Source organism: Aeromonas sp. INTO2 (assembly GCF_049860605.1).
Classification (GTDB): Bacteria; Pseudomonadota; Gammaproteobacteria; order Enterobacterales; family Aeromonadaceae; genus Aeromonas; species Aeromonas caviae.
In genome coordinates, this window is record NZ_CP187588.1 from 1,823,167 (window position 1) to 1,847,886 (window position 24,720).

37 protein-coding genes and 2 pseudogenes are annotated in these 24,720 nt (G+C 58.8%); 12 read left to right on the forward strand and 27 right to left on the reverse strand.

Annotated features, from left to right (window positions below):
• Nucleotides 1-9: 9 nt before the first annotated feature.
• The 5 genes from ACPW74_RS08635 to ACPW74_RS08655 form a co-directional block, all read right to left on the reverse strand.
• Nucleotides 10-213 (reverse strand): tail protein X, encoded by a 204-nt coding sequence (locus ACPW74_RS08635; RefSeq protein WP_010672984.1) that lies wholly within the window; start codon nucleotides 211-213, stop codon nucleotides 10-12.
• Nucleotides 213-683: a head completion/stabilization protein gene (locus tag ACPW74_RS08640; protein WP_102949082.1), complete on the reverse strand. Its 471-nt coding sequence runs from the start codon at nucleotides 681-683 to the stop codon at nucleotides 213-215. The genes ACPW74_RS08635 and ACPW74_RS08640 overlap by 1 nt, the downstream gene beginning before the upstream one ends.
• Before the next feature lie 99 nt (nucleotides 684-782).
• Nucleotides 783-1,556: a phage terminase small subunit gene (gene gpM, locus ACPW74_RS08645; protein ID WP_139742200.1), complete on the reverse strand. Its 774-nt coding sequence runs from the start codon at nucleotides 1,554-1,556 to the stop codon at nucleotides 783-785.
• A gap of 9 nt (nucleotides 1,557-1,565) precedes the next feature.
• Nucleotides 1,566-2,597, reverse strand: coding sequence for a phage major capsid protein, P2 family (locus ACPW74_RS08650; protein WP_139742199.1), 1,032 nt, complete (start codon nucleotides 2,595-2,597; stop codon nucleotides 1,566-1,568).
• A 12-nt stretch (nucleotides 2,598-2,609) separates the two neighbouring features.
• Nucleotides 2,610-3,431: a GPO family capsid scaffolding protein gene (locus ACPW74_RS08655; RefSeq protein WP_425858941.1), complete on the reverse strand. Its 822-nt coding sequence runs from the start codon at nucleotides 3,429-3,431 to the stop codon at nucleotides 2,610-2,612.
• A gap of 147 nt (nucleotides 3,432-3,578) precedes the next feature.
• Between ACPW74_RS08655 and ACPW74_RS08660 the strand changes: the two genes are divergently transcribed.
• Nucleotides 3,579-5,345 carry a terminase ATPase subunit family protein gene (locus ACPW74_RS08660; RefSeq protein ID WP_425858943.1) on the forward strand — a complete coding sequence of 589 codons (1,767 nt, stop codon included), beginning with the start codon at nucleotides 3,579-3,581 and terminating at the stop codon, nucleotides 5,343-5,345.
• Complete coding sequence (locus tag ACPW74_RS08665) at nucleotides 5,342-6,385, forward strand: phage portal protein (protein ID WP_425858945.1); 1,044 nt, start codon at nucleotides 5,342-5,344, stop codon at nucleotides 6,383-6,385. Before ACPW74_RS08660 ends, ACPW74_RS08665 begins: the two co-directional genes overlap by 4 nt.
• A gap of 360 nt (nucleotides 6,386-6,745) precedes the next feature.
• On the opposite strand, the gene ACPW74_RS08670 is transcribed toward ACPW74_RS08665, so the two are convergent.
• The 21 genes and pseudogenes from ACPW74_RS08670 to ACPW74_RS08770 all read right to left on the reverse strand — a co-directional run bounded on the left by ACPW74_RS08670 (nucleotide 6,746) and on the right by ACPW74_RS08770 (nucleotide 15,505).
• A complete protein-coding gene (locus ACPW74_RS08670) occupies nucleotides 6,746-7,381 on the reverse strand; it encodes a hypothetical protein (protein ID WP_425858946.1) in 636 nt (211 codons plus the stop codon).
• Between the two features lie 110 nt (nucleotides 7,382-7,491).
• Nucleotides 7,492-7,824: a hypothetical protein gene (locus ACPW74_RS08675; protein WP_425858948.1), complete on the reverse strand. Its 333-nt coding sequence runs from the start codon at nucleotides 7,822-7,824 to the stop codon at nucleotides 7,492-7,494.
• A complete protein-coding gene (locus ACPW74_RS08680; protein WP_408778426.1) occupies nucleotides 7,817-7,945 on the reverse strand; it encodes a hypothetical protein in 129 nt (42 codons plus the stop codon). The genes ACPW74_RS08675 and ACPW74_RS08680 overlap by 8 nt, the downstream gene beginning before the upstream one ends.
• A complete protein-coding gene (locus tag ACPW74_RS08685) occupies nucleotides 7,942-8,160 on the reverse strand; it encodes a hypothetical protein (protein WP_425858950.1) in 219 nt (72 codons plus the stop codon). Before ACPW74_RS08685 ends, ACPW74_RS08680 begins: the two co-directional genes overlap by 4 nt.
• Nucleotides 8,157-8,351 carry a hypothetical protein gene (locus tag ACPW74_RS08690; protein ID WP_425858952.1) on the reverse strand — a complete coding sequence of 65 codons (195 nt, stop codon included), beginning with the start codon at nucleotides 8,349-8,351 and terminating at the stop codon, nucleotides 8,157-8,159. Before ACPW74_RS08690 ends, ACPW74_RS08685 begins: the two co-directional genes overlap by 4 nt.
• Nucleotides 8,348-8,959 (reverse strand): 3'-5' exonuclease, encoded by a 612-nt coding sequence (locus ACPW74_RS08695; protein WP_425858953.1) that lies wholly within the window; start codon nucleotides 8,957-8,959, stop codon nucleotides 8,348-8,350. Before ACPW74_RS08695 ends, ACPW74_RS08690 begins: the two co-directional genes overlap by 4 nt.
• A gap of 2 nt (nucleotides 8,960-8,961) precedes the next feature.
• On the reverse strand, nucleotides 8,962-9,453 hold the full coding sequence (locus ACPW74_RS08700; RefSeq protein WP_425858955.1) for a hypothetical protein: 492 nt from the start codon (nucleotides 9,451-9,453) through the stop codon (nucleotides 8,962-8,964).
• Nucleotides 9,450-11,633 (reverse strand): replication endonuclease, encoded by a 2,184-nt coding sequence (locus tag ACPW74_RS08705; protein WP_425859199.1) that lies wholly within the window; start codon nucleotides 11,631-11,633, stop codon nucleotides 9,450-9,452. Before ACPW74_RS08705 ends, ACPW74_RS08700 begins: the two co-directional genes overlap by 4 nt.
• A 140-nt stretch (nucleotides 11,634-11,773) precedes the next feature.
• Nucleotides 11,774-12,031: a hypothetical protein gene (locus ACPW74_RS08710; RefSeq protein ID WP_139742193.1), complete on the reverse strand. Its 258-nt coding sequence runs from the start codon at nucleotides 12,029-12,031 to the stop codon at nucleotides 11,774-11,776.
• The gene (locus tag ACPW74_RS08715; protein WP_128296135.1) at nucleotides 12,028-12,348 is read right to left on the reverse strand and encodes a hypothetical protein; all 321 of its coding nucleotides are present in this window, start codon (nucleotides 12,346-12,348) and stop codon (nucleotides 12,028-12,030) included. The genes ACPW74_RS08710 and ACPW74_RS08715 overlap by 4 nt, the downstream gene beginning before the upstream one ends.
• On the reverse strand, nucleotides 12,345-12,773 hold the full coding sequence (locus tag ACPW74_RS08720; RefSeq protein WP_425858958.1) for a hypothetical protein: 429 nt from the start codon (nucleotides 12,771-12,773) through the stop codon (nucleotides 12,345-12,347). The genes ACPW74_RS08715 and ACPW74_RS08720 overlap by 4 nt, the downstream gene beginning before the upstream one ends.
• On the reverse strand, nucleotides 12,770-12,979 hold the full coding sequence (locus tag ACPW74_RS08725) for a hypothetical protein (protein WP_425858960.1): 210 nt from the start codon (nucleotides 12,977-12,979) through the stop codon (nucleotides 12,770-12,772). The genes ACPW74_RS08720 and ACPW74_RS08725 overlap by 4 nt, the downstream gene beginning before the upstream one ends.
• The gene (locus ACPW74_RS08730) at nucleotides 12,976-13,167 is read right to left on the reverse strand and encodes a hypothetical protein (RefSeq protein ID WP_319861608.1); all 192 of its coding nucleotides are present in this window, start codon (nucleotides 13,165-13,167) and stop codon (nucleotides 12,976-12,978) included. The genes ACPW74_RS08725 and ACPW74_RS08730 overlap by 4 nt, the downstream gene beginning before the upstream one ends.
• A complete protein-coding gene (locus ACPW74_RS08735) occupies nucleotides 13,164-13,337 on the reverse strand; it encodes a hypothetical protein (protein WP_199252934.1) in 174 nt (57 codons plus the stop codon). Before ACPW74_RS08735 ends, ACPW74_RS08730 begins: the two co-directional genes overlap by 4 nt.
• 2 nt (nucleotides 13,338-13,339) lie before the next feature.
• Complete coding sequence (locus ACPW74_RS08740) at nucleotides 13,340-13,516, reverse strand: hypothetical protein (RefSeq protein WP_425858963.1); 177 nt, start codon at nucleotides 13,514-13,516, stop codon at nucleotides 13,340-13,342.
• Nucleotides 13,517-13,582: 66 nt separating this feature from the next.
• Nucleotides 13,583-14,041, reverse strand: coding sequence for a hypothetical protein (locus tag ACPW74_RS08745; RefSeq protein WP_425858965.1), 459 nt, complete (start codon nucleotides 14,039-14,041; stop codon nucleotides 13,583-13,585).
• Nucleotides 14,042-14,065: 24 nt separating this feature from the next.
• The gene (locus ACPW74_RS08750) at nucleotides 14,066-14,227 is read right to left on the reverse strand and encodes a hypothetical protein (protein WP_233265262.1); all 162 of its coding nucleotides are present in this window, start codon (nucleotides 14,225-14,227) and stop codon (nucleotides 14,066-14,068) included.
• A gap of 9 nt (nucleotides 14,228-14,236) precedes the next feature.
• A pseudogene (locus ACPW74_RS08755) lies at nucleotides 14,237-14,416 on the reverse strand (ogr/Delta-like zinc finger family protein); the annotation flags it as partial.
• A complete protein-coding gene (locus ACPW74_RS08760; RefSeq protein WP_425858966.1) occupies nucleotides 14,377-14,892 on the reverse strand; it encodes a phage regulatory CII family protein in 516 nt (171 codons plus the stop codon). The pseudogene ACPW74_RS08755 and the gene ACPW74_RS08760, both read right to left, overlap by 40 nt.
• A gap of 28 nt (nucleotides 14,893-14,920) precedes the next feature.
• A complete protein-coding gene (locus tag ACPW74_RS08765; RefSeq protein ID WP_279963296.1) occupies nucleotides 14,921-15,205 on the reverse strand; it encodes a hypothetical protein in 285 nt (94 codons plus the stop codon).
• Between the two features lie 3 nt (nucleotides 15,206-15,208).
• The gene (locus ACPW74_RS08770; RefSeq protein ID WP_425858968.1) at nucleotides 15,209-15,505 is read right to left on the reverse strand and encodes a Cro/CI family transcriptional regulator; all 297 of its coding nucleotides are present in this window, start codon (nucleotides 15,503-15,505) and stop codon (nucleotides 15,209-15,211) included.
• A gap of 113 nt (nucleotides 15,506-15,618) precedes the next feature.
• On the opposite strand from ACPW74_RS08770, the gene ACPW74_RS08775 reads away from it, so the two are divergent.
• A complete protein-coding gene (locus tag ACPW74_RS08775; RefSeq protein WP_425858970.1) occupies nucleotides 15,619-16,311 on the forward strand; it encodes a LexA family protein in 693 nt (230 codons plus the stop codon).
• Between the two features lie 3 nt (nucleotides 16,312-16,314).
• Here the strand turns inward: ACPW74_RS08775 and ACPW74_RS08780 are convergent, their stop codons facing one another.
• A complete protein-coding gene (locus tag ACPW74_RS08780; RefSeq protein WP_102949102.1) occupies nucleotides 16,315-16,623 on the reverse strand; it encodes a hypothetical protein in 309 nt (102 codons plus the stop codon).
• A 31-nt stretch (nucleotides 16,624-16,654) separates the two neighbouring features.
• Here ACPW74_RS08780 and ACPW74_RS08785 point away from each other — a divergent pair, with 31 nt between their 5' ends.
• From ACPW74_RS08785 to ACPW74_RS08825, 9 genes and pseudogenes are all read left to right on the forward strand, one after another.
• Nucleotides 16,655-17,035, forward strand: a complete 381-nt coding sequence (locus tag ACPW74_RS08785; RefSeq protein WP_010673014.1) for a hypothetical protein — start codon at nucleotides 16,655-16,657, stop codon at nucleotides 17,033-17,035.
• Between the two features lie 13 nt (nucleotides 17,036-17,048).
• Nucleotides 17,049-17,204 (forward strand): annotated as a pseudogene (locus tag ACPW74_RS08790) (LexA family transcriptional repressor); the annotation flags it as partial.
• A 433-nt stretch (nucleotides 17,205-17,637) separates the two neighbouring features.
• Nucleotides 17,638-18,842 (forward strand): IS3 family transposase gene (locus ACPW74_RS08795; RefSeq protein WP_117027705.1). Its coding sequence is split into 2 segments (ribosomal slippage): nucleotides 17,638-17,956 and nucleotides 17,956-18,842, totalling 1,206 coding nucleotides; the frame shifts between segments, so codons are not numbered across the junction.
• A 155-nt stretch (nucleotides 18,843-18,997) separates the two neighbouring features.
• Entirely contained in the window at nucleotides 18,998-19,540 is a 543-nt protein-coding gene (locus tag ACPW74_RS08800; RefSeq protein WP_161646732.1) for a hypothetical protein, read from the forward strand.
• Entirely contained in the window at nucleotides 19,540-20,592 is a 1,053-nt protein-coding gene (locus ACPW74_RS08805) for a site-specific integrase (RefSeq protein ID WP_223924829.1), read from the forward strand. Before ACPW74_RS08800 ends, ACPW74_RS08805 begins: the two co-directional genes overlap by 1 nt.
• A 235-nt stretch (nucleotides 20,593-20,827) precedes the next feature.
• Nucleotides 20,828-21,820, forward strand: a complete 993-nt coding sequence (locus ACPW74_RS08810; protein WP_425858972.1) for a tyrosine-type recombinase/integrase — start codon at nucleotides 20,828-20,830, stop codon at nucleotides 21,818-21,820.
• Between the two features lie 63 nt (nucleotides 21,821-21,883).
• Nucleotides 21,884-23,137: an IS256 family transposase gene (locus ACPW74_RS08815; RefSeq protein WP_113069873.1), complete on the forward strand. Its 1,254-nt coding sequence runs from the start codon at nucleotides 21,884-21,886 to the stop codon at nucleotides 23,135-23,137.
• 172 nt (nucleotides 23,138-23,309) lie between these two features.
• A complete protein-coding gene (locus tag ACPW74_RS08820) occupies nucleotides 23,310-24,020 on the forward strand; it encodes a hypothetical protein (RefSeq protein ID WP_201883688.1) in 711 nt (236 codons plus the stop codon).
• A gap of 265 nt (nucleotides 24,021-24,285) precedes the next feature.
• Nucleotides 24,286-24,531, forward strand: a complete 246-nt coding sequence (locus tag ACPW74_RS08825; protein WP_201883689.1) for a hypothetical protein — start codon at nucleotides 24,286-24,288, stop codon at nucleotides 24,529-24,531.
• Nucleotides 24,532-24,720: the final 189 nt, after the last annotated feature.

The window sequence follows — 24,720 nt, forward strand, 5'->3', positions numbered from 1 at the left end:
TCTCATGGGTCAGTCCCATAGCTGGATCAGGGGCGCTTCGGCCTGGGTGGGGGCATCTGGCAGGGTGATGAGGGTACCCATCGGCAGGATGGGCCCCAGTTCTGCCAGCCGAGGGTTGAGCGTCAGCACCTGTTCGGTGATGCCCGCGGTGTAGCCGTAGTGCCGGTTGATGATGAGGTCGAGGGTTTCCCCCTGTTGGGCGCGCAACTGCATCAGATGAGCTCGACCGTGGTGTGGGTAGTGCCGAGGATGTCGCGAATGGCAAAGCGGGCGTCGCGATAGAGGTCGTCGGCGGTGAGGTTGCGCGGCTCGGCGTCTTTGACCGCGTCAGCAGTGGCTGTGCTGTCGAGGTAGCGCTCGTATAGGTTGGCGCGGGCCATGCTGTAGACGGCGCGGCGATACCAGTGCACCAGCACGGATTCGGTGGCGATGCTCTCTGATGGCACGTCGGCCAGTGCGGTGTAACCGTCGCCCTGACGGTTGATGGCCCAGCCGCTCAGGTCGCTGTTGACGGCGGCGATGGCGTCGATCACGGCATGGCGCAGCCGCTCGGTGGTGATGGTGCCATCGGTACGCATGATAGCGCGCAGGTCGGCCAGTTTGATGACCGGCCAGAACGGGGCGCTGCTGATCTCGCCTTCGTCTTTGCTGGCCGGATTGGTGGGGATGAATCCTGAGGTCATGGCTGCTCCTTCCCCCGGTGGTTGGGCGGTGGTCGGGCCGTCTGGTATGCCGTTGGCATTCGTCAGGCCCGAGCCGCCCAGGGTGCGGGGTTCGCTCGGTTAGCTGGCCTCGCCGGGGGCGGGGCCTTGCTGTTCGGTGGCGTGCTCTTGGCAGGCCTCGGCATTGGCCGGTGCCGTAACAGAGGCGGCGCTTACGTCGCTGGCGACTGGCAGCTCTGCGGCTTTTTGCTTCTTGATTTCCCGCTCCAGCACTTCGAGCTCTTTCTTGATGCCCACCTTGTCGTGCAGTTCGATGGCGCGTTGATAGTGCTCGGCGGCTTGCTCCTTGAAGCCTTCGGCCAGTGCTGCGCGGCCCACGGCCTTGTGCAGCTTGGCGCGTACCTGGTCGAAGATGTCGCAGTGGGTCAGGAGCTCGAGGTAAGCGCATAACAGGCCGAGGCTTGGGCCTGCGCCTGCTTCTTGCAGCTTGATGCCGGTGTCGGCCACTTCTTCGGCAATCAGGGTGGCGGCGGTGCGCTCGTAGCGATCGGGGGTGCTCAGGCCGTGGCGGATCACGTAGTCGGCCATGGGCAGTGCCCCAGTCAGATCGCCGGTGTCGAGGGTCCAGAGCATGACGGTGACCAGGACGTCATCCTGACCGCCCCGGTCGGCGGCCAGCACGCCATCAATCCACGGCTTGTAGACGGGCAGCATGGTGCGCTTGGCGTCGATCTTGCGCTCGATGCTCTGGATGCTCTTGAGGGTGCGGCGGTGTTCGGCCAGCTGCATCAGCTGCAGCTCGTAGGCGTTGGCGCGTTGTTGGTCGAACTGGGGATTGGCCGCCCCTTGCAGGGCGGCCAGTGCTCTTTCGCGGTGGCGACGGGCGGGAGTCATGCTACCCCCTTACGCGCCGGGGGCCGGATTCGGCCCCATGACGATGTTTTCGACCAGGGCCGCGCAGTCGTAGTCCTCGACCACATAGGCGTCATTGGAGCTTTCGTAGTTGACGACGCGGTTGCGCTTGGGCTCGTCTTCGATGTAACGACGGCGGGCCCCGCTCTGCCAGTAGATGGAGAGGTTGCTGAGCTTGGTGATGAGCAGCTTGTCTTCGGGGAAGAAGGGGACGCGCACGGCCTTGAGGCCGCCGATCTGTTTCTGGCTCACCAGCACCTGACCGGCCAGCTTGTTCTGGTTGTCGCCCGCGTCGTTGATGATGGGGAAGTATTTGTCGGAGAGCATCTTGCGACCGCAGATGACCACCAGATCGGTATCGTCCTGATACCAGGGCTTGATCAGCTCGCTCACAACGTCGAATACCAGAGCGTCGATGTTTTTGTAGTCGCCGTCAGCGGTATCCACGTAGATCTTGCCGCTGCCTACGGTGCCCTCACTCATGACCTGGGCCGGGGCGTCGGTGCGGATGTGCTGCAGCCAGCCCTTGTTCACATCTTGCAGCAAGGGGTTGGCGTTGCGGTCGGTGTCGGCTTCGGCGCTGGTGCCATGCCAGCCGATCATGATGCGGTCCAGCCCCTGACGGGTGAGGATGGCGTCACGGACACGGGTCTGGAAGTCGGGGAATTTTGCCCAGGCATCGATCTGGCCGTAGCCGATCTGGGTGTCGAAGTTGGTCTGGGCGCATTCGTAACTCTGGTCGTAGAGACCGTGCGGGCTGTTGGGCTGGCGGTCTTTGGTGTCGGTGTTGGTGCGACCGGCGATGGTGCTGGTGATGCCGATACCGACCTTTTGGCCTTTCATCTCATCGACCGGGATGACGTTGATCAGGCCGAGGAAGGCGACCGACTCCTGCATCTTGGTTTCCAAGGTCTGCTGGACGGTCGGCTGCACGTTGAACTGCACCATGGCGCTGGTGATGGCGTTGAGTTTGGCCACCTTGCCGGTGAACTCGTTGAACTTCTGGCGGGTTTCGTTACGCATTGGGCATGATCCTTAGCAGTCGGTTTCGATGGTGGCGCCTTGGGAGCCGGTGGCGGGATCGCGCTTGTGGCTGAGCGCTTCCTGGCCCTCCAGCTTGGCGGTGAGGTCGGCCAGCGCTTTGGCGGTGGCATCCTGCTTGCTGGTCAGCTCGGTGATGGCCTTGGCCTGCTCGGTGAACTTCTTCTGCAGGTCGGCATCAAGGCTGGTGACTTCTTTCGCCACGGCTTCGACGGCCTGATGCACGTCGCTGAAATCGGAGGCGGATTGCTTCTTGTGGGTGGAAAACAGCGCGGTGACCCGTTCCAGCAGGCCGGGGCCTTTGTCACCTTCGCTTTCAAACTCGATGACGGTTTCCAGCGCTTCGGTGAACAGGCACTCCTTGTACTGCTTGCGCTCGGCCAGCGGATTGACCGATGCCTTGCTGCAGAACTGCAGCATTTCTGTGCCAAGACTCGCCGGGCTGTCGGTGACGGCCAGGCCCATCAGATAGGCGCCCTTTTCATTCAGGTTGGGGTGGATTTCGACGGAGGTGTAGACCTTCTGGCGCTTCTTGTTCAGTTCGACCAGCTCCGGGGTCGGGTCGATCTGCACGAACAGGGCCAGGCGTTTTTCACCTTCCATTTCGACCTCTTCGGTCTTGGCGGCGGTGATGTCGCCGTACATCTTGAACTGGCCGTTGGGGTCATAGCCCCGGATGTGCTCCATATTGACCCGCGCGCCGTAGGTGGATTGGTTGTAGCGCTGGGCCATCTGTTCAATCCATTCGCGGGTGATGGTGCGCCCGTCGGTCGTGCCCCCTTCGACGGCGACGCGGAAAAACTTGGACTTAGCCATGAGCTGGGATCCCTTTGGTGATTGGGTTTCTGGTCGGGCTCATGGTCTGGTTTGTGCGCCAGATCCTTCAATCTGTGGCTGTTGTAAAACCGCTGTATACAACGGGGGCGCGCGCTTTGTGTTTGGCGTGCTGGGTAGACTGGCGCCATGACAGCACCCTTACTCTTCCCCCATATCGAACCCCGCAGGCAGGCGATGCACCTGTACTTTCAGGGGTACAAGATCCGAGCCATTGCGGAGCTGCTGGCGACCCCGGAGGGGACGGTCGGCACATGGAAATCCCGCGACGGCTGGGATGACATCAAACCCATCGACCGGGTCGATTTCGCGCTGGAAGCGCGGATGTGCCAGCTGATCGCCAAGGAGGTGAAAACCGGCGGCGACTTCAAGGAGATTGACCTGCTTGGCAGGCAGTTGGAGCGCATCGCCCGGGTCAACCGGTACAGCAACGGCGGCAACGAGGCCGACCTCAACCCGAAGGTGGCGAACCGCAACAGGGGGCCGAAGAAGGCCCCCGAGCGCAATGTGGTGGAGCCCGAGCAGCAGGCGCGGCTGATCGAGCGCTTCGAGTCGACCATGTTTGGTTACCAGCGCACCTGGTACGAGGCAGGCAATCAGTACCGGATCCGCAACTTGCTCAAGTCGCGCCAGATTGGGGCGACCTACTTCTTTGCCTTCGAGGCGTTCATCGACGCCCTGGTCACCGGGCGCAACCAGATTTTCCTGTCGGCCAGCAAGGCGCAGGCCCATGTGTTCAAGCAGTACATCATCCAGTTTGCCAAGGATGAAGGGGTCGAGATCAAGGGCGACCCCATGGTGCTGCCGAACGGCGCGCACCTCTACTTCCTCGGTACCAACGCCCGCACTGCCCAGAGCTACCATGGCAATATCTACATGGATGAGTACTTCTGGATCCACGGCTTCCTGGAGTTCCGCAAGGTGGCCTCCGGCATGGCGATGCACAAGAAGTGGCGCCAGACCTACATTTCCACCCCGTCCAGCCTTTCCCATCCTGCCTATGCGTTCTGGTCCGGCGCCAACTTCAACCGTGGCAAGCCCAAAGCCGACCGGGTCGAGATTGACCTGAGCCACGCCAACCTTGCCGGCGGCAAGCTGTGCGCCGATGGTCAGTGGCGTCAGATTGTCACGGTCGAGGATGCGGTGCGCGGCGGCTGCGACTTGTTCGACCTGGCACAACTGCGCAGCGAATACTCCGAGGAGGAATACCTCAACCTGCTGATGTGCATCTTCATGGATGACACCTCGAGCGTCTTCCCGCTTGCCACCCTGCAGCGCTGCATGGTCGACAGTTGGGAACTGTGGGACGACTACAAGCCCTTTGCCCTTCGCCCGCTGGGCAACCGGTCGGTGTGGATCGGCTATGACCCGGCCAAGGGCGGGCAGGGGGATAGCGCGGGCTGCGCCGTGCTGGCCCCGCCAGCGGTACCGGGCGGCAAGTTTCGGGTGTTGGAGCGCCACCGCTGGAGCGGGATGGACTTCGACGCCCAGGCGCGGGCCATCAAAGCCATGTGCGAGCGCTACAACGTGGGCTACATCGGCATCGACACGACTGGGATCGGGGAGGGGGTTTACCAGCTGGTGAAGCAGTTCTACCCGGCGGCGACCCCCATCCAGTACAACCCGAGCGTGAAAATCCAGATGGTGATGAAGGCCCAGGATGTGATGAACAAGGGGCGGCTGGAGTTCGACAGTGGTTGGACTGACCTGGCCCAGGCGTTTATGAGCATCCGCCGCGCCGTGACCGCGGGCGGCAAGTTGCCGACCTTCGAGGCCAGCCGCTCTGATGAGACCAGCCACGCCGACATTGCCTGGGCAACCATGCAAGCCCTGTTACACGAACCGCTGGCAGGTGCCACCGGTACCAATACCAGCATGATGGAGATTTTCGCATGAGAAAGCGCCGCCAGCAGCGCCATACCTCGCCGGTGACGGCGACCCAGCAACCCGACGCGGCCATCGAGGCGTTCAGCTTTGGCGAGCCGGTGCCAGTGCTCAGTCAGCGGGAGGTGTTCGACTACCTGGAGGCCATGCACAATGGCCGATGGTACGAGCCGCCTCTCTCCCTCAACGGGCTGTCCCGGGTCTATCGGGCCGGGGTGCATCACGCCTCGGCCATCCAGGTGAAGCGCAACATCCTGCGCTCCTGTTTCATCCCGCACTCGAAACTGAGCCTGGCCGCCTTCACCGGGCTGGCGCTGGACTATCTGATCTTCGGCAACGGCTATCTGCAGGCGGTGCAGAACCGACTCGGCGGGGTGCTGCGCTATGACCACCTGCGCGCCAAGTACACCCGGCGTGCTCTGGACTTGGACACCTATTGGTGGATTGCCCAGCCCGGGCAAGAGCAGGCGATTCCGACCGGACGGGTGGGCCATGTGATGGAGAGCGACATCAACCAGGAAATCTACGGCATCCCCGACTACGTGGGCGGGCTCAACTCGACCCTGCTTAACGAGTCGGCCACCCTGTTCCGCCGCCGCTACTACGAGAACGGTAGCCACGCGGGCTTCATCATGCACATCACCGACGCGGTGCAGAACGAAGGGGACATCGCCAAGCTCAAAGAAGCCCTGCGCCAGAGCAAGGGGCCCGGCAACTTCCGCAACCTGCTGCTCTACACCCCGGGCGGCAGCAAGGACGGGGTGAAGCTGATCCCGGTGGCCGAGGTGGCCGCCAAGGATGACTTCCTTAGCATCAAGAACGTGAGCCGGGATGACCAGCTCGCCAGCCACCGTGTACCGCCCCAACTGATGGGGGTGATGCCCAACAGCACCGGCGGCTTTGGCGATGTGACCAAGGCCGCCCAGGTGTTTGACATCAACGAGATCGACAGCATCAAGGCCAGCCTGCTGGCGCTCAATGACTGGGCGGGGGAGGAGATAATCCGGTCCAATCCCTATCGACTGTCAGATCTGACAGGGCAGGCCGAATAGGCGAGGTTATAGTTACATCGAACATCTGGTGTTTGTGTATGTTCACGGTGTCACAAAAGCCCCCTCACCGAGGGGGCTTTGTTTTGCCCCTCATCTGGCGGCCTGAGCGCTCCGCCACGGCAGCGACCCGTTCACCGCTCCCGACGCACTCCCTGATCCTCAAGCATCACCCCAGAGCGGCAGGCGCAGCCTGCCGACCCCTGCCAGCACCCAGCGCGCGCAATCGTTACCCCGCCACGCCTGCCCGCTTTATGTGTTGAAAATCATGCAGGTGAACGACTGGGGTCGGGAAACGGTTCCCCGCGCCAGCGCTGGCCGCGCGTGTGATAACGGATCCTTTTTGCGATCCTTCACTTTCCGTCAGATCCTTTCATCTGACGGTGGAGTGTGTCCGAAGCGTATTGCCATGGATCTCTGTGTCGAGGAGAGTGCAGGCCAGATGGTATGAACGTGACTTAGCTTCATGGCGGAAAGGTCTTGCTGGTACTTATCCCGCTTGAGATTGACCTTGAAGAAAGATGGGCTGTGGTCGATTTTGTGACTCTGGAGCCGCCACAGCACAATGAATGCGTACTTTGGGGTTAGATAATGGTTCTTTCTGTAGTAATCGAGAGCACCTATCAGTCGCTCATCGTTCTCTGCTTTGGCCAGGGTCTCCAGTGACTTAATGCAAGATTGCTGATGCATTTGTTGCGTTAGTCGTGCCAGCTTTTTCTTGGCATCGCTCGCTGAGAGCCTGCGACCATTTTCGAAAACTGAGAGGCCAAACTTCAGGATGCAGTGGGAACCAACCCATAGGGTGTTCCCTGTAAGGCTGTTTCGAATCTCGAAGTGATAACGCAGCGACTCTTGCTCACATAGTTGGCAGGTTTCTATGGGTTGCTCATGATCTTCTGTGTGCTCGGTGAACGTCCATTCTTCGAATGCCTCTGGCAACGTACTTCCAACAGACAATGGAAGGATGTTGTCACGAACTCTTTGCGGATAAGTGCTCATTATTTTCCCCTTAAGCATGACCCTCGGCCATGGTACTCGCCGCAATGTGACCGGCCAATCCTATGACTTTGTGACCGGTCACACTTCACTGACTTTTATAATGTGCTCGGTTACAGCGTGATGGTTTTATCCCCGGCGGTGTGCCAGCACTCAGTCTGTCCCTTGAAGGTGCCGCCGCATCCTTCCGGCAATGGGCTGTCGCAGTTCGGGCAGGTCTGCTTTTTCAGCTCGGCCTCCTGCTCCAGCCAGCGTTCCCAGTCTCGCCTGATCAGGGTGCTGATGTACTCGTCGGCGGAGTAGGGCTCACCGCTGCCAGCACGGGCGATGCGCAGGTGCTCCAGCTGCTGGCGCTCCCGTTCTGAGAGCGCCACCTCGACCCGCCTGATACCGAGAGCCGCCCGTCTGGCCCGCTGGGCCTGCTTGCGCTTGGTGGCGTCATTCATCCTTTGCCCCCTTCTCTCTTCCCCATCCGCAACGGCGCCACAAGTCCGGAATGACGATCAGATAAAACAGCACGTGGCCGATCAGCCATATGATGCCGAGCGGGTCGATATGGTCGCTCACGCTGCGCCCTCCCTTACCACCATGGCATCCTGCTTGGCCCATCCCCGCCAGCTGGCGATGGTGGCTTCTGTCTCTGGCAGGTCAACTGCCGGATGGCGGTACACCACATGAGTGACGGTGCCGCGGTCGTTCTGCTTGGTGGCCGTCACTTCCCTGGTGGTACCGAAGCGGGTGATCACATCACCCGGTACCGGATTTTTGCGGGGGTCTCTCATACAGACTCCTTGATGGCATCCGCCAGCGTGGTGAACTTAACGTTGGCAGGGGCCGGAGTTACCTCAAGCTTGCCTGTGGCTGACAATCCTTGGACCATCCGCAGGATCAGAGCCCAGTCATCTTTTTTGGTATTGACGAAATAGGTAATGCCATCAGATTCAAAGGCTAAAGACAGCGCATCTATTTTCATGCCGCCCCCCCTACCATGCCGCAGCCGTTGATCGCTGCCTGCACCCGCTGATAGATGGCGCTGACGTAGCGGGCCTGATGCTTGGCGTCGTCCAGAGCGCGATGGGCCACACCCTCGAATGGCATGTCTTTCTTCGGGTCAAAGCCCAGAAGGTCACGCCCCATATCAACAACGGTGCGCACATCCCGATCCTTAAATCCGTTCCAGTAGCCAATAAAACGCACTTTGTTCACCGCATCATAGGCGCTGGCCATGATGGTGCAGTCAAACCCTGCACCGTTACCCCACACATAGGGGCGTTTGCCTTCTTGCCCGTTAGCCATCAGCCACTCCTGAAACTTTTGCAGTGCCTGGAGAAGCGCCATCCGCTTTTCGCCATCTACGTTATAGGCAATGGCCGCGCGTGCTTCAGCACTCTGCCCCAGCCACCACAGCACGGTGTCAGGGTCTATCTCCCCAAACCTTGCGCTGTCTCTCAGGTCGATATGCGCCTCGAACTCTGCGCCCAGTTCACCGGTCATCGGGTCAAAGAACACGGCCCCGATGGTGACAATGGCTGCGTGCGGGCCTTTGCCCATGGTTTCCAGATCCAGCATCACGTTGTTCATGTTCACTCTCCTGCTTCGATTTGACGGTGGTCAGCCACTACCTGGTGCAGTGCCGGCCGGTATGTTGGGTTGAGCTGTGCGGCGGCACCCGGGTTGGCGCGGTCTATGGCGCTGCCCGGTGCGATAAAGAGGGTGCGGCCAGTGACGGCGCACCGGATGGTTCCGCTCTGGTCGATGGCCACGGGGGTCAGTCCGTCCACGATATGGCGGCGGCCAACAGAGCGGCCATCAGCGGTCAGCACTGGCACGGTGGGGCGGCTGGACTTGGCCTGAAACGGGTTCGGCACCTCGGCGGCGATGGCCGGCAGAGCCAGTGTCGCGGCGCGAGGATGACGGCGGCGCAGGATGGCGCACGCCACGGCCTGCTGTTTGCCCTGCAGCATCCCCACCCACTGGCAGATCTCGTTGGCAGGCCAGCGCTGCTGGAGAATGCAGGTCACCCGATTATCCAGGCGGCGGTACTCTTCGCGGCTGACGGTCTGTGTGTTGTTCATGCCCACTCCTCGCTGTAGTCGTCCTGTTCCTGCATCCACTCCGGCGTATCCAGCCCTTCCAGCACGCGCCACATCTCTGACTGATAGGGCTGCGGCAGCATCTCTATCCAGCGGTGCGCCCCGGCGTGGCCCTGCGCCTGGTATACCTTGCCGCACAGCTCAACCAGCGTCGGCCAGTCCTGATCGCCTTCCGGTACCGCGTACTCATCCGGCTGGCCCTGTTCGTCTGGCTTCTGGCCTTCTGGCTGCCAATCCGGTTCGCTCTGGATCGCTCTGCCCGACTGCACTTGGCCGTTCTCCAGCCAGAGGGTGTATCCGTCCGCAGTCACGCTGGATCCTGCCCGTAAACGCCCGATGGAGAAGGGCGATAAACCCCATTGCTCTGCCATCAACTGATCCGCGAACGCCTCAGGATCCGGCTGCGTACAGTTATTGTCAGAGCTCCAAGGCGCCGGGCTGCCGCCCGCCTCAACCCCAACACCCCCCACCGAACCCCCGGCGGCCTTGGCGGCCTCATAGGTGCCTGCTGGCACAACTTCCCACCCTTGCAGGCGGGTCTTGATACCCAGGTGAGCGGTGTGTAACCCCATCAGGCGCTTGATGTCTTCGCCGTAGCGGTTGGCCTGTTCCTCGATGAGGTGGGCCAGCTTGATGGGGTGCTCGGCGCGGGTAGAGAGGGCCCCACCCATGGCGTGTAGGTAGCAGCGGAAGATGCCGTTATCCGCGGCATAGCGGGCGGCCTCAAAGCGCGGGTCTTGCAGCACCGGCTTGGGCGGGCCGACCAGATCGCCGTGCTTCTTGGCGTTGCTGATGCGGCGCAGCTCGCGCCATACCCCGACCGGTGCGCCGCCGATCTGCTGGAAGGTGCGGATCCCCCACCAACTGGCCCAGGCGCAGGCATGCTGGGCCCCCTGGTCTGCCTTGGTGCCCGCTTCGTCATCACCATCCACATGCTCGCCGTCGATGTTCTTGGCGATATAGGCCGCGATGTAGCCTGTTGCGTCCCCCTTGGAAGGGTCGATCTCCTTCCAGTCGAAGCGCGGGGTAAAGTCGGTGAAAGGAATGCCCAGGTTGCTGCGCTCCAGTTCCTGCCGATCATCAGTCAGGGCATAACGCTGCAGGGTATCGATGACCCCATTTCGGTCGCATTTGCGCATAAACAGCAGCATGTGCCAGTGCGGTGTGCCATCGTGGTGCGGCTCGCAAACACGGAAGCCATAGATAGGCATGCCCCAGCGCTTCAGGTATGAGCGGGCCCGGCTCCAGAGCTGGCCCAGATAGGCGCAGGTGTCGCGCGGGGTGGCACCCTGATACTTGTCATTTTCGATGGTCTTGCCGTTGCGGCCTGTCTTCCAGGCGTGAAATTTGCTCGGTGCGGTCCAGGTGAAGAACACCCCCACATGGCCCTGCTCCTCGGCGTAGTCTTCAAAGCCGCGCATGCGGGTCATCATCTCGGCGCGGCGGTTGACCGGGTTGGCATTGCTCGCTTCCCAGCAGTCCTTCATCGAGACAACCAGGTCGTGCTGCTCGTTCATCACCTCCGACTCGGCCAGCCAGCGCATCATGGCCCGCTTGCGCTCGCGCACCACCTTCATGGTGGCGTTCGAGACATAGGCGGAGACCCCCTTGCGCACCTTGCCCAGCAGGATGGCGATGTGCTCTTGCAGCCGATCCCAGCAGCGGTTGATGCGTTTCTCCCACCATTTGGCGGAGAGCAGGCGCACCATCACGCTCAGGATCCAGTTATCCCTGGCCTCTTTGGTTTTGAATTTCGGTATCTCGCTTATGAATGCCCACTGGTCGGCGGGCTGCTTGATGGCCTCCCATGTCTCCATCAGGTCCAGCTCACCGGCGGCGTTCTGCTCGATGTTCTTCCAGATAGCGGCGGTCTGGTTGGCGAACTGGTGGGCCACCCGCTTGCGGCCGTCGTCGTCGCGCAGGTGCTGGGCATCGACCGGCAGGGCCATCACCAGGGAGCGGACCCACTTCACCCGTTCCCGCAGCCAGATGTTGGCACTGCGGCAGTTACGGGTGCTGCCATCTTTGCGGCGGCGCACGTACTGCTTGAACAGCACCTGGGTGAACTGCATCGAGAGGCCATCGAGCAGCTGCACCGCCCAGACCAGATCGGATTCACCAGGGGCGCCCACAAAGGCGGCTTCCAGCTTGATGCCCGGCATAGCGTTGGCGAGGGCGTCGATGCGAGCCTTGAGGGTCTTCTTGGATAGCGGCAGCTGGTTGCGCTTTGGCGTCGGCAGACGGCTGATGGCAAAACCAAGATGGCCAGCCTCGGCGGCTGGCCCTGTGTTGTTCTGGTGGTTCATTGGTGATGGGTACCCGACAGCGCTTTGATGTTGTTCCGGCAGGAGGCCAGCGTATGGCGGGCATGCCTCGCCATCTTTCTGGCGGCGACACACTGGCGCAGGGTCAGGGTGACCGTGCAGCGCGGGCGAGGGGAGAGCTGGCGCATCGCCAGCAGGTCGCGCTGGTAGCTGCGCAGGCGGGCCTCGTCGCCCATCATGGTGTCGAACCATCTATCCACACGGGTTTGCAGGTCGGTGATCAGGCGGTGGCTCATTTGATGGTCTCCCCCAGTCCATGGAGCGGTTCGCAGTCTGCCCACCACTCGGCGATTTCTCTGGCCAGCGCCACCTCACCGCTACCCAGCGCCAACCAGTACACGGCGCGGATGGCGCCAAGGGCCAGCAGCTCGGCAATGTGAGACTCAATGTCGGGATGGCCGGCAAACATGTTTGCACAATCAAACTCGCCGCGAGCGGCCTCCCAATGCCTGGCCAACTGGCTGAGCGGTGCGGATGGCCGCATGTGGGCGGGACCCGCCTCTGTGGTGCCCTGGTCATCCAGCGGGGCCTCCAGTTCAAACAGGTCGGTCATACCAGCGTCTCCTTGTCGTCGCGGTCTGCATTGGCCTCGCTGCAGGCCAGCGCCAGCAGCCCATACATCGCCAGCAGCAGCACTGCTGAGCGAGTGACAACCAGATCCTCACGCCGCAGGCCATCACCCTGGTTCAGCTCTGCCAGCAGTTGCACGACCAGCTCGCCGGTGTCCTCGAAGGCAGCCAGCCGCTTGCTCAGCTCGTCGGCTGACCTGTAGCCAATGCAATGAGCGGCGGCCGACATGGCGACCATGCTGGTGTTTACCTCACCGACAAGCAGCTCTGGGAGCGAATCGCCGTTAACACCGACCCAGTCGATCAGGCTGGCGGCGGTGGTTTTGACCACCCCATACAAATCCAGCACAGCCAGCTCTGCGGCCAGACGGGCCCGCATTGCCATCGGGTTTACATAGATGTCGCTCATGCCTCATCCCCCATCACAGAGTCGTCATCGAGCAGATCCTCGGGGCGGCTGGTCACGACCAGCTGCACCTGGATGTACTCATCACCGGAGTAGAGCTCGCCCAGGGCGATGCGGTTTTCCTGCTCGCCAGTGGCCAACAGCTCGGTCAGCAGCGGCAACACGGCCCGCTCTGCCCGCTTGGCGATATGAATGGCGTCGATGCTCATGCTTGGGCCCTCCGGCTCATGGTGTGGAATAGCTGGTGCCAGCGCAGTTGTAGGCGAGCCTGCTCGCGCAGAGTGCGGCCCTCTGGGCCGCGTTTGGTGGTGTAGGTCGTCGCCCTGATGCGGTGCGGCAGGTCGGCCACGTCGGCCAGGGCAGCCTGCCGGGTGATGGGGTGGAACAGCGTGCTCATGCCACCCCCTCGATGATGCGAATGGCGCCAGAGGTCAGGCGCTCCATGCGGGCGTACCCGTTCTGGCCGCGCAGCCAGGTGGTGCCGCAGTTGATGTAACCGCGGCGGACCAGATAGGCGCTGGCGGCCTTGATAGTCTGTTCGGTGTGACGCGTGATAACGGCGGCCATGATCAGATCCCCCCACGGCTGTTGACGCATGACCAGACCGCACGCCAGGCCATGGCGGCCGGGCGTTCTACGGCATGGATCAGGTCAGGGCTGGCGGTGTAGCGCTGACCCGCGCGGGCCAGCTTGCGGTTTTGCAGGCGCAGGTTGCGCACTGTGTCGAGAATGGCTAAAGTTGGCATTCGACCTCCGAGTCGATAAGTGACTGATGAAAGCCCGCTGGTGTTGGTGCACCGATAGCGGGTTTTTTATTGCCCGATGGCTCGCGGGCCGCTTTGTGTCATCTGGTTGGCCGCCAGCACGGCTCTTTTCATCCGCAGCTGGGCGGCTCTCTCCTTCTTCTCTCTCTCGATATCCCCGATGGCGCGGGTGACCGGCGCCGGGTGCCACACCTTGGTGTCACAGCCGCCGCGAAACGCCCCCTGGTACTCCAGCGCGATGACCGCAAGCCGGATCGCCTCACGTTGCTCATGGGGCAGGCCTGACAAAGTGGCCGTCATCAGCTCGCCCCGTGGCTGGCGGGCGATGGCACAGATGGCCGCCTTCTTGGCCTGACTCAGGGCCAGCCAGTCGGTGTTCAAGCTGGAACCGGTCTTGCCGAACAACTCCCGCAGGATCTGGCAGCCGGCGGTGTTCATGGCCACTTGCTCATCGGGGGTCAGCCCCGCCAAATTGCGTTGTTCATGGTCGATGCGTTGCGTTTGCATGGGGTTCTCCTTGCTGTATGGGGCCTAGGCCCCTTCCTGTTCTGCGGCGGTTTCTGCGACCCCGGCCTGCTTGAGCGCCTCAATGGCGGGGAACGGGCGAGGGTGGGTTGGGATGGGCTGGGCGGTATGCACGACCGGCAGTACCACCGCCGGGTTTCTCAGTTCTGCCGGTTTCAGCTCTGCCACAATTTCGGCCAACACCTTGCAGCGGAAATTGCACTCAACATTGGAGCATCGCTGATATGACTCGAAAGACAGCAGGCTCATTGGGCGAGTCGTGCGGCTGGTCATACGGCTCTTGCAGTGGGGGCAACGTAATCTCATGGTCTGGTCTCCTAGGCGCCGAGGGCGGCGCGGGCCATATCCGCAGCGCATGCCAAGCTGGGGATGGCGTGAAATCTGTCTTCGACCTCGGTGGCCAGCAGCACCAGGTGCTCGATGCCTGCCCACAAGCCGCCGACGACGGTGTTTCGGTGTGACTTGGTGACGCGGTCACCGGCGAGGATGGTGGTCGCCTGGGCGGTGACGCCGAGGATCTGAGCCCCTGCATTCAGCGCCTGCTGGGCGCGGGCCTCTGGCACAACCGGGGCCGCCCCCGGCAGACGAACGGCGGTCATGCCGCAGTCAAACAACAGGCCATCAAACAGGGTGTCGTCCCCGGTCGCCTGGTAGAGGCCGATAAGATCGAGGGCGGAAAGCTTGTGCTTCTCGCTGGCCGGGTTGAACTTGTTGTGCAGCGTTCCTTTTGGCAGACCGAACTCGCGCTCCAGCTCGCTGAGGTTGTGCGCCTGCTTGAAGAGATCGCAGGCCGCCGAAAAGTTGTTGTGTGAAATGCGGGACTGGTTTGACACTCTGATTTCCCTCCAAAGGTCGCTATGGTTAGCTGGCGAGTGTGAACAGGGACGACGAGTGTCCCGCCATCTGCTTGGCGATAAACACATGCACCTTGACCATCACCAGCTCATTGGCGCGCGTTTTTTCCATGACATCGAGCCGGCCGGTTTTGACCCAGTGGCGGGCGGTATCGACAGACACACCGACCCACTCGGCAAACCTGGCGATGGGCATCAGCGGCGGGAGGTCTGCCGAGATCACCAGATTGATCGCGCTGACGGCGGGGGCCTGGGTCGCTCTGGCCGCGGGATTGACATGACGAGGTGGCATGGATTACGCCTTCCCTGGTTGTGCTGGGGTGGCATCGGTCTGGGCGGCGTCCGTCGCCCGCTGGACGCTGGGGATCTCGTCCAGCGCGGTGCCCGGTGCGATGCGCTGATAGGGGCGCTGTTGGCCAGATGGGGTAGCGGGGTCGGCTTTCAGCGCGCCGCCGGTCAACACCTCGATCTGGTAGGCGCGGCCCTGGGGGATGGTGTCACCCCACTTAACTACTGCGGCGTGTGATATGCCGAGCGCTTTTGCAGTGGCAGTCACACCACCGAAGTGTGTTATGGCGTCATGTTTTCGCATTGCCCTCACCATGTCCTTAAGTATCAACAATGCGAAAACTGTAACCTAGGTATTATGGGTGGTCAACGATTTTTGATCCCAAAGTATCAATCACGGGTGGTAACTTAGGTTTCATGGAAACGATCAATGACCGCATTTCAGAGCGCCGTCAGGCACTCAAGATCAGCAAAAACGAGTTAGCTAGGCGCGTTGGGATTACTCACGCGTCTGTTAATAAGTGGGAATCAGGGCTGAACCAGCCAAAAGGCCGCTACCTCAACGATTTAGCGGCTGCGCTTGGTGTGTCTGTCGATTGGCTGCTGACGGGGAAAGAAGAAGGCAGCATGGGCGTCTCTGAGCCCCCGTTCCCGGGTTACCGCAACGTCGAACCCGCCGAGATCCCACAAGGAACGCGGGTCCCCATTCTCAGTTATGTGCAGGCAGGCCAGTGGCGCGAAATGTGCGAACAGGCCACGGCGTTTGATGGCAGCCTGGAGTATGTCGCGGCGGGTGTCAGTGTCGGCAGCTGCGCGTTTGGTCTGTGGGTGCGCGGCAACTCCATGGAGCCGGACTTCAAAGAGGGCGACTTGTTGATCGTTGACCCTGACGAGGCTCCCAAGGCGGGTGACTTTGTGATCGCCAAGAACGGCAGCGAAGAGGCCACCTTCAAAAAATACCGCTCCCGTGGTGAATACGACGACGGCCGCCCTCGCTTCGAGCTGGTGCCCCTCAATGATGACCATGAAACCCTGAGCACCGACCAAACCCACATCGCCATCATCGGCGTGGTGGTCGAGCACCGTCGTATTTTGAAACGGGGCGGGTGAGGGTCAGGTGGCGGCCTGTGACAGGATCAGTAACCGCGCCCGGTCGAGCAACAAGCATTGCAGGGCGAAGTGTTGGAGCTGGTCGAAGGTATACCAGCGCTGACCAGACAGGGCGAGCGGATACAATTTGCCGTTGACCTCCAAGTCTGCGTGACGGGTATAGAGGGTTGCTAGTGCAAAAAACATCATGTTCAAAAATTGTCTTAACCGCTGGCGCAACCCGGTCGGGGTGTGGGTCAGCACCACGGCATCGAAACGATCGGAAGACTCAAAGTGCGCCAACCGATAAGAGTGGCAGATAACGGTGAACATGGCGGACATCTCCTAATAGGCGGGACGTTAAATGAGCAAAATTCGTTACCGAGAAGCTGGCAGCCTGTATCTGAACATACAGGGTCATGATGCGACACCGCTAACCGCGTTGCTGGAAGAGCATGGGGTTGAAAACGGTGGCGCGATCGCAACCTACAGCGACGGTGCTCAGTATTTTATCGAAGTGTTTGACTGGATTGCACAAAACCCTGAGCAGGTAAAAGCAATATGCGCGGTGCTCGTTGCGCTTGTCAGTCGTTTTAACCGTTGCAGTGTCAAAGCTATCGTCGAAGGCAAGCAGATTGAAATCAACAATCTTAGCGCCAAGAACGCGACAGCCTTGGCCAAAGAGTTAAGCAATGGGCCGGTTCGGCAGATCACGGTTGACCTGAGAGCAGTCGATGATGAGTAGCAATGACGGCAACTTCACAGCGTATCGTCCCCGCGGCATCGATGAGAACGGGCAAGAGGTGTTTGAACTGGTCCCGCTTAATGACGATTACCCGCCCATGCACTCCGACCGGCAGCACATCGAAATCATCGGCGTGATGGTCGAACACCGCATTTTTAGAAAACGATAACAAGGGCGCCTATGCGCCCTTGCTTTTGCTTACCGATGGAATGGATAGCGACATGCGCAAACCTATAAAAATCATCATCGCGATGGCCTGCACCTTAGCGATGTTCAGCGCCTCTCCCACCTTCGCTAAAGGGCGAAAGCCCTGCTCAGGCAGCAAGGGCGGGATCTCTCATTGTGATGGGGAGCGGTTTGTCTGTAACGATGGCTCATACAGCGCCAGCAAGAAGATATGCAGTGCGGGCGGGTCGAGTGCCTCAGGGATAAGCAGCTCTTCTGGTTCCCGAAAATATTCCTCCACGACGCGAAAGAGCAGTTACACCAGCACCCGCAGAAGCAAGGGATATAGATTGGCCCCTTGAAGATCCAGACACTTCGCCCCTCTTAATTTAAGAGGTAGTCTTGGAACTATGTTCAGTACTAGTCGCAACGAGAAAATGGTCGAAGTGTTAACAGGGGCTGAGCGCCGTCGACGCCGGACTCCGCAGGAAAAGATCTCCATCGTGCAGCAGACCTTTGAGCCCGGAATGACCGTATCTCATGTCGCTCGCTTGCACGACGTCAACGCCAACCAGCTTTTCAAATGGCGTAAACAATTCCAGGAAGGCTCTCTCACGGCGATCACCGCCGGTGAGGATGTTGTTCCAGCCTCCGAGTTGGCTGCTGCCATCAAGCAGATCCGAGAGCTCCAGCGTCTGCTCGGGAAGAAGACCATGGAGAACGAGATCCTCAAAGAAGCCGTGGAGTATGGTCGAGCAAAAAAATGGATTGCGCATGCGCCCTTGTTGCCGGGGGACGACGATTAAGTGCTGTGAGCCAGGCCCTTAATGTATCGCGTGCGCAGCTATCCGTTCGTGTTCATCGCAAACCAGGTTGGCAAGATGGTCGTCATCATCGCCAGCGTGATGATGCAGCCTTACTTGGCCGTATCATGGAGGCGATGGCAGAACTTCCCTCCTATGGCTATCGCCGGGTCTGGGCGCTGTTACGGCGTCAGTCAGAGGCAACAAGACAGCCTGTAGTAAACGCCAAACGGGTATATCGCGTCATGAGAGAGCATGGCCTGCTGCTGGAAAGAAAACCGGCTGCACCATTGGCCCAGCAGGCACATAAGGGGCGTGTTGCCGTCAAAGAGAGCAATCGACGTTGGTGCTCGGATGGCTTCGAGTTTCGCTGCGATAACGGTGAAAAACTACGAGTCACGTTCGCCATGGACTGCTGCGATAGGGAGGCGTTGGACTGGGCTGCCAGCACCGGGGGTTACGACAGTGACACGGTGCAAGATGTCATGCTGAGATCTGTCGAACGACGCTTCGGGGATGCGTTGCCGGCATCACCGGTGGAGTGGCTGACTGATAATGGCTCGGCGTATCGAGCCCATGAGACCCGCGCGTTTGCACGAGAAATCGGGTTGGAGCCCAGAACGACGGCGGTGAGAAGCCCACAGAGCAACGGTATAGCGGAGAGCTTCGTGAAGACGATGAAGCGAGACTATATCGAGATGATGCCGAAACCAGATAGCCGAACAGCGGTAGGCAATTTGGCCATCGCGTTTGAGCATTATAACGAACACCACCCGCACAGCGCCTTGGGATACCGTTCACCTCGGGAATTTCTGCGCAGTCGGGTATCACAACCCTAAGCGGGAAAAAGTGTCTGGATCTATGGGGTCAAATCCAGGATAATCCACCATGCTCTGCGACCGACGGCAATTCGACGTGGTGGTTTAACTCTTCCGCATCTTCAAGTGGTCGGGTGATAGCATCCTTGGTGAAACATTTGTGAGTGATGGTGAATATGAAACGTATGAAAATTTTTCCAACGCTGTTTATTTCCGCTTGCTTGGCTGTATCCGCATCCTCTGCGTATGCAGCTAAATTCAGTAACCCTGATGAAATGATTACCGAATTCAGCGATTTCTATGCTGAAAACAATAGCTATGAACTAGTGTCGAAAGACCCTGTCCATATCAGGCTTTCAGCTCCTGTGGTTGACGGGGATCATGTCGATGTTATTCGTGAGCAGAATCAGCGAGCGCTTGTCTATGGTATTTACCGCTCACTGGCCTTAACTGAAGCACAATCAATAACTGTCACCGCCGTTCCGATTGAAATTGATTTTGGAAAAAACTCCGGAAAGCCTAAGTTTTTAAATGATTGGGAGGTCACTGTTACCAAAGATAGAAAACAAGCTCTATCAGACATCAACAAGGTAATGAAAGTAAAAAGCCTTGATGAGCTTTTTAAAAGTGACAACCAATGGAATGACAGATTTAAAAATTCTGTTTATTACAATGCGGCAGGGTTGAACAATCTTGTATCAGTTATCCTGAAAAACTAATGACAGTACGGAAACTCGATGACGGCAAGCCCAAGCTCTGGCTTGCCGAGGTCTACCCTCAAGGTCGTGATGGCCCCCGCAAGCGTCGTCGCTTTGCCACCAAGGGCGAAGCGTTGGCATGGGAAAAACACATGCTGGCCCAGCCCTGGCAACAGCCAGAGGCGAGCAATGTGGATGAACGGCGGCTGAGCGACCTGGTGGCACTCTGGTATGGTCGCCACGGCCAGACCCTGACCGATGGCGACCGCCGTCGTGACAAGCTGATCTGGTTGGCTGAGGCGCTGGGCAACCCGCTGGCGACCGAGTTCACCGCCCAGCAGTTTGCGGCCTACCGCGAACGGAGGCTGGCGGGTGAACTTTATGTGCCCGGTCAGCGCAAACAGGTCTCCCCGACCACCATCAACCGCGAACTGCTCTACCTGCAGGCCGTGTTCAACGAGCTCGGCCGCCTGGGGGAGTGGGCCCACGGCAACCCGCTCGAGGTGCTGCGCCAGTACAAGGTGCAAGAATCCGAGCTGGCGTTCCTCAACCAGGATGAAATCGAACAGCTGCTGGCAGCGTGCGTAGGGCTGAACGACTTGTGGCTGATTGTGATGCTGTGCCTTTCGACCGGGGCGCGTTGGTCCGAGATTGAAAAGCTGACCCGCTCACAGGTCGGCATCGGTCGGTTGACCTTCACCCGCACCAAGGGCAAGAAGAACCGCACCGTGCCGGTGGCCGGGTGGCTGTTGGCCTTGCTGCCCAAGCGAACCGGTCGCCTGTTCGGTGACTGCTACGCCGAGTTCGAGAAGGCGCTGCGCCGTGCGGGGATCACCCTGCCGGCTGGCCAACGCACCCATGTGCTGCGCCACAGCTTTGCCAGCCACTTCATGATGGGCGGTGGCAACATCCTGGTGCTGCAGCGCATCCTCGGCCACACCGACATCAAGATGACCATGCGCTATGCCCACTTCGCCCCGGACCACCTCGAAGATGCGGTCAAACTCAACCCGATCACCGCGATGAAAAATGGCGGCAAAGTGGCGGCAGCGCTCACCAGCGACACCCAATAACCCCCACCCATCCCCAAGCAAACCCGCGAAAACACGGCAACTCATTGATTCACAGCGGCTTGCGATGGTTTCAAAATCCGCCGTAGCAATACGTGTCGGTTCGAGTCCGACCCCGGGCACCATTATTTTCCCCTGTTTGGTCAACAGGTTATAGCGCTCAAGAGCGCTCCTGCTCAAAGTTTCTGCGGTTGATAACACTCATTCATGTGCAAATCTGTGCAAGAGGTTTCAACCAATGGCAAGTATCCAAGTTCTCACTCGAAAAACCGGCAAGTCCTATCGCGTTCAGTTCATGCGTAACGGCAACCGTGTATCCAAAGTTTTTACCCGCAAAAAAGACGCAGAGCAGTTCCTGGCTCAGATCACCGTATCTGACGAGCTGGCAGATGCCTTAACCAACGTCACCCTCACTAGCACCACCATTCAACAAGCTATTCATGAGTACCTTGAACAGCACAAGGGGCGAGACAAGTCTGTGCCCCAGCGTCTGAGCTGGTGGGCTGAACATCTTGGCGCCAAGACGTTGAACAAGGTTAACCGCCAGCGGATCAAAAATGCTATCTCCATTCTGGAGGCGGAAGGGAAGGCCCCTGCGACCCTTAACCGCTACAAAGCAGCGTTGTCAGCGGTTTTTGCGTACATGTGCGATAGGTATGACCTCAAGGTAAATCCTTGCCTGGAAGTGAAGCAGAAGCGGGAAGACAATGCCCGAACTCGCTTCTTGTCTACAGATGAATTGGCTCGATTGATGAAGGCCACCAAGTCGAGCAAGTGGGAGAGGCTTCATATGTTGGTTCATATGGCGTTGACTACCGGAGCAAGGAGGGGCGAGTTGATCGGCCTCCAATGGTCAGATATCAACTTCAACACGCGGACAGCTCACTTAGCTGTGACCAAGAATGGTAGCCAGAGGGTTTTGTCTCTGACTGCTGACTTGCTTACTGAGCTCTCCAGGTTCCGCGAAATCGGTACCAGTTTTGTTTTTCCCCATCCTTCCAGTCTCAACCGACCGTTTACCGAGTTTGATTACCACTGGCAGGCAGCCAAGAAAGCTGCGTTGCTCTCTGATTTCCATTTTCATGACCTTCGACATAGCTGTGCCAGCTTGTTGGCGATGAATGGTGCCAGCATTCTGGAGATTGCAGAGGTGTTGGGACATAAGTCGATCACAATGACCCAGCGTTATTCTCATCTGAGTTATGGTGATTTCTGGTGTACGGAGGGATAGAAGGAGTGGCGTATCCTGCTGATTGATTCCTGCAAGAATCTCAATCAACAGAGCGGATACGCCATGAAACATTCTACCCTCACTGTCCTGCCACAACCAGAAGGCAAGCCCGGCGACATGCTCACCGAGCTGCTACGCGCCGGAGCCAGGGACCTGATTGCACACGCTGTGGAGGCGGAGCTCGCCATCATGCTTGAGCAGCATCGAGAGTTGCGACTCCCTGATGGCCGCCAGGCGGTAGTGCGCAACGGGTATCTGCCCCAGCGGACTATCCAAACCGGCATCGGAGACGTTGAAATCAAAGTGCCCAAGGTACGCGACCGCAGCGGCTCCGGTATCAACTTCACCAGCACCCTGCTGCCGCCCTATCTCAAGCGCTCCCGCAGTATCGAGGAGCTGTTGCCGTGGCTCTACCTCAAGGGGATATCCAGTGGGGACTATCAGGAGGCCCTCTGTGCGCTGCTCGGCGACCAGGCCAAGGGGCTGTCAGCCAACACCGTCTGCCGGCTCAAGCAAGGTTGGATTGATGAGCACCAGCGGTGGCGACAACGAGACCTGACCAAGTCTCGCTATGTCTACTGGTGGGCCGACGGGATATACAGCAACGTGCGCATGGATGACCGGCTCTGTTTGCTGGTCATCATCGGGGTGACCGAGCACGGGCGCAAGGAGCTGGTTGCGGTGGAGGATGGTCACCGGGAGTCAGAGACAAGCTGGACGGAGGTGCTGATGGGACTGCGAGGCAGAGGGCTCACCCTCAGTCCCAAGCTGGCCATCGGGGATGGGGCACTGGGCTTTTGGAAGGCGCTGGCCAAGTGCTACCCGGACACAGCCCATCAGCGCTGCTGGGTTCACAAGACAGCGAATGTCTTGTCGGTGCTGCCCAAGTCGGTACAGCCCAAGGTCAAGGAGGCGCTGCATGATATCTGGATGGCCGAGACGAGAGAGGATGCTCACAAGGCGTTTGATCGCACCCTGACCCGTTTTGAAGCGAAGTATCCAGGGGCCATGGATAAACTGGTTAAAGACCGGGATGAACTGCTGGCGTTCTATGATTTTCCGGCGGAGCACTGGGTCAGTATCCGGACGACTAACCCGATAGAGTCAACGTTTTCGACGGTCCGGTTACGCACCAAGCGAGCGAGAAACTGTGGTTCACGGGAGACCACGCTGGCGATGGTTTATAAGCTGCTGGAGTCGGCCCAAAAGAACTGGAAGCGGCTCAAGGGATTTGCGCTGCTGACGTTGGTGGTAAACAACGTGAAGTTCAAGGACGGAATACAGATGCAGGAAGAGTCAGACAGGAACGCCGCCTGACTCCATACACCACATTTGACAATAACTCTTCTCATCTGTGTAATGCACATAAAGCAAAGTTAACCGACCGAGTATTCGGGAACATCATCACCAAATAATTTCAGCGAGCTGCTTTCTAAATGCTCATTAATCAGCTTAAAAATATTATAGTTTTATACGGTGGGTAGAGTAAGTGAGTTGGACTATTGAACGTTTTTTGAATGAAATGGATGTGTCAATGAGACCTTATTGTTGGACTCGCTTAGGATTAGAGAGTCCAGCTCGGAAATTTATAGCTGAAAATGCGATGGCAGCATTTGAGCTTAGGGCACAGGTAAGCAGTTGTAAGGCTTGGCGGGGTAAGAGTGCTGAGCAGATAGATGAAGACTTCATGATGACAGTGGTCATTCTTTTGGTTTTAGATAATCCTCTGATTGCACCAGATGGTACTCTTTTGTCTTGGCATTATGAATATAAAGACCGAAGGGGGCCTAAGCCGTTATCCCCTAAAGAGGAGGGAGAGGTTGCTTTATCATATTTGCAGAAGCGGGTATCGGAACTGTCTTACCAGATTGAAAAATTTGGAACCCCTGAAATGATTGATGCAGGGGCTTACGGACTTGTTTCTGAATTAAAAGATATGCGAGGAAAGTACAAGTCGATCTTGCTCGATGTAAGTCGTCAACTAGATTTTAAGGAGATCGAAAGGTGCGGTCTTGCGCATAGAGTGTCTGCTGCAATGCAGGAACTCACAGAGGTGGGTATTCCTTGTTCAAAGATGGATGTCGAGGCGTTCTGGCTCAACTTGCTGGCAACTAGCTGGGGAGTAGAGCCACGAAGCGTATACTCAGCTGCAAGGAAGGCGAAAAGCTTTAAGAATGGAAAGCGGAACGCTTCAATCTGAAGTTCTGCGTCTGTCCAAAAATTGGACACCTGAGTGCTGCCTTCTATGTTCGATGCTTAGATAGTGGTTTAGCTATACCTTCACTTAGGGGGGATTGATTTTATTTGGTGAGGACCAAATGGGTCCTCTTGGTGCCTTTTCTGTGTTTGTGAAGGGGCAGAAATAGGGCCTAATTATTGCGCCTTACGGTGCCCCCAAAGTTTGATTAAATGCTCCCGACCAAACCGCAGAACACTAAGAGCAACTGGAAAGGGAGCATCTCTATATGCAAGACCTCAATCTCATCACAATCAGCCAAGATCTGAACAACTGGCTGCCTGTGACCGAAATCCCCAAGCACTACCCCCAATTTAACTATCCCACACTGAAGGCCATGTTTTGGAAGCGAGCCGAGAAGCCAGGCTTGGAACGTTGCTGCCGAATTGTCGGCAAGCGGATGTTTGTGAATACCAAACTCTTCGGCTTGTGGATGGCTGGTGGACTGCCTGAACAACACCCGACGGATGATTAAACCGCAGGGAATCCATCTGTTACCGGATATGGGCAAACATGGTGTGCAAACCCATGGGGAAAAGATGAAAAAAAGCCCTTACCTGCGACAGTAAGGGCATTTCGAATTACTCGCTGGCTCTGACAGTTTGCAGACCAAGGAGCCAGTGAGTGCGAGGTAATTTTAGCATGAAAGTTCACTTATTAATCC

Coding starts and splice junctions, on each gene's coding strand:
- ACPW74_RS08635 (WP_010672984.1), bottom strand. CDS start 213: ATGCAGTTGCGCGCCCAACAGGGGGAAACCCTCGACCTCATCATCAAC.
- ACPW74_RS08640 (WP_102949082.1), bottom strand. CDS start 683: ATGACCTCAGGATTCATCCCCACCAATCCGGCCAGCAAAGACGAAGGC.
- gpM (WP_139742200.1), bottom strand. CDS start 1,556: ATGACTCCCGCCCGTCGCCACCGCGAAAGAGCACTGGCCGCCCTGCAA.
- ACPW74_RS08650 (WP_139742199.1), bottom strand. CDS start 2,597: ATGCGTAACGAAACCCGCCAGAAGTTCAACGAGTTCACCGGCAAGGTG.
- ACPW74_RS08655 (WP_425858941.1), bottom strand. CDS start 3,431: ATGGCTAAGTCCAAGTTTTTCCGCGTCGCCGTCGAAGGGGGCACGACC.
- ACPW74_RS08660 (WP_425858943.1), top strand. CDS start 3,579: ATGACAGCACCCTTACTCTTCCCCCATATCGAACCCCGCAGGCAGGCG.
- ACPW74_RS08665 (WP_425858945.1), top strand. CDS start 5,342: ATGAGAAAGCGCCGCCAGCAGCGCCATACCTCGCCGGTGACGGCGACC.
- ACPW74_RS08670 (WP_425858946.1), bottom strand. CDS start 7,381: ATGAGCACTTATCCGCAAAGAGTTCGTGACAACATCCTTCCATTGTCT.
- ACPW74_RS08675 (WP_425858948.1), bottom strand. CDS start 7,824: ATGAATGACGCCACCAAGCGCAAGCAGGCCCAGCGGGCCAGACGGGCG.
- ACPW74_RS08685 (WP_425858950.1), bottom strand. CDS start 8,160: ATGAGAGACCCCCGCAAAAATCCGGTACCGGGTGATGTGATCACCCGC.
- ACPW74_RS08690 (WP_425858952.1), bottom strand. CDS start 8,351: ATGAAAATAGATGCGCTGTCTTTAGCCTTTGAATCTGATGGCATTACC.
- ACPW74_RS08695 (WP_425858953.1), bottom strand. CDS start 8,959: ATGAACAACGTGATGCTGGATCTGGAAACCATGGGCAAAGGCCCGCAC.
- ACPW74_RS08700 (WP_425858955.1), bottom strand. CDS start 9,453: ATGAACAACACACAGACCGTCAGCCGCGAAGAGTACCGCCGCCTGGAT.
- ACPW74_RS08705 (WP_425859199.1), bottom strand. CDS start 11,633: ATGCCGGGCATCAAGCTGGAAGCCGCCTTTGTGGGCGCCCCTGGTGAA.
- ACPW74_RS08710 (WP_139742193.1), bottom strand. CDS start 12,031: ATGAGCCACCGCCTGATCACCGACCTGCAAACCCGTGTGGATAGATGG.
- ACPW74_RS08715 (WP_128296135.1), bottom strand. CDS start 12,348: ATGACCGACCTGTTTGAACTGGAGGCCCCGCTGGATGACCAGGGCACC.
- ACPW74_RS08720 (WP_425858958.1), bottom strand. CDS start 12,773: ATGAGCGACATCTATGTAAACCCGATGGCAATGCGGGCCCGTCTGGCC.
- ACPW74_RS08725 (WP_425858960.1), bottom strand. CDS start 12,979: ATGAGCATCGACGCCATTCATATCGCCAAGCGGGCAGAGCGGGCCGTG.
- ACPW74_RS08730 (WP_319861608.1), bottom strand. CDS start 13,167: ATGAGCACGCTGTTCCACCCCATCACCCGGCAGGCTGCCCTGGCCGAC.
- ACPW74_RS08735 (WP_199252934.1), bottom strand. CDS start 13,337: ATGGCCGCCGTTATCACGCGTCACACCGAACAGACTATCAAGGCCGCC.
- ACPW74_RS08740 (WP_425858963.1), bottom strand. CDS start 13,516: ATGCCAACTTTAGCCATTCTCGACACAGTGCGCAACCTGCGCCTGCAA.
- ACPW74_RS08745 (WP_425858965.1), bottom strand. CDS start 14,041: ATGCAAACGCAACGCATCGACCATGAACAACGCAATTTGGCGGGGCTG.
- ACPW74_RS08765 (WP_279963296.1), bottom strand. CDS start 15,205: ATGCCACCTCGTCATGTCAATCCCGCGGCCAGAGCGACCCAGGCCCCC.
- ACPW74_RS08770 (WP_425858968.1), bottom strand. CDS start 15,505: ATGCGAAAACATGACGCCATAACACACTTCGGTGGTGTGACTGCCACT.
- ACPW74_RS08775 (WP_425858970.1), top strand. CDS start 15,619: ATGGAAACGATCAATGACCGCATTTCAGAGCGCCGTCAGGCACTCAAG.
- ACPW74_RS08780 (WP_102949102.1), bottom strand. CDS start 16,623: ATGTTCACCGTTATCTGCCACTCTTATCGGTTGGCGCACTTTGAGTCT.
- ACPW74_RS08785 (WP_010673014.1), top strand. CDS start 16,655: ATGAGCAAAATTCGTTACCGAGAAGCTGGCAGCCTGTATCTGAACATA.
- ACPW74_RS08800 (WP_161646732.1), top strand. CDS start 18,998: ATGAAACGTATGAAAATTTTTCCAACGCTGTTTATTTCCGCTTGCTTG.
- ACPW74_RS08805 (WP_223924829.1), top strand. CDS start 19,540: ATGACAGTACGGAAACTCGATGACGGCAAGCCCAAGCTCTGGCTTGCC.
- ACPW74_RS08810 (WP_425858972.1), top strand. CDS start 20,828: ATGGCAAGTATCCAAGTTCTCACTCGAAAAACCGGCAAGTCCTATCGC.
- ACPW74_RS08815 (WP_113069873.1), top strand. CDS start 21,884: ATGAAACATTCTACCCTCACTGTCCTGCCACAACCAGAAGGCAAGCCC.
- ACPW74_RS08825 (WP_201883689.1), top strand. CDS start 24,286: ATGCAAGACCTCAATCTCATCACAATCAGCCAAGATCTGAACAACTGG.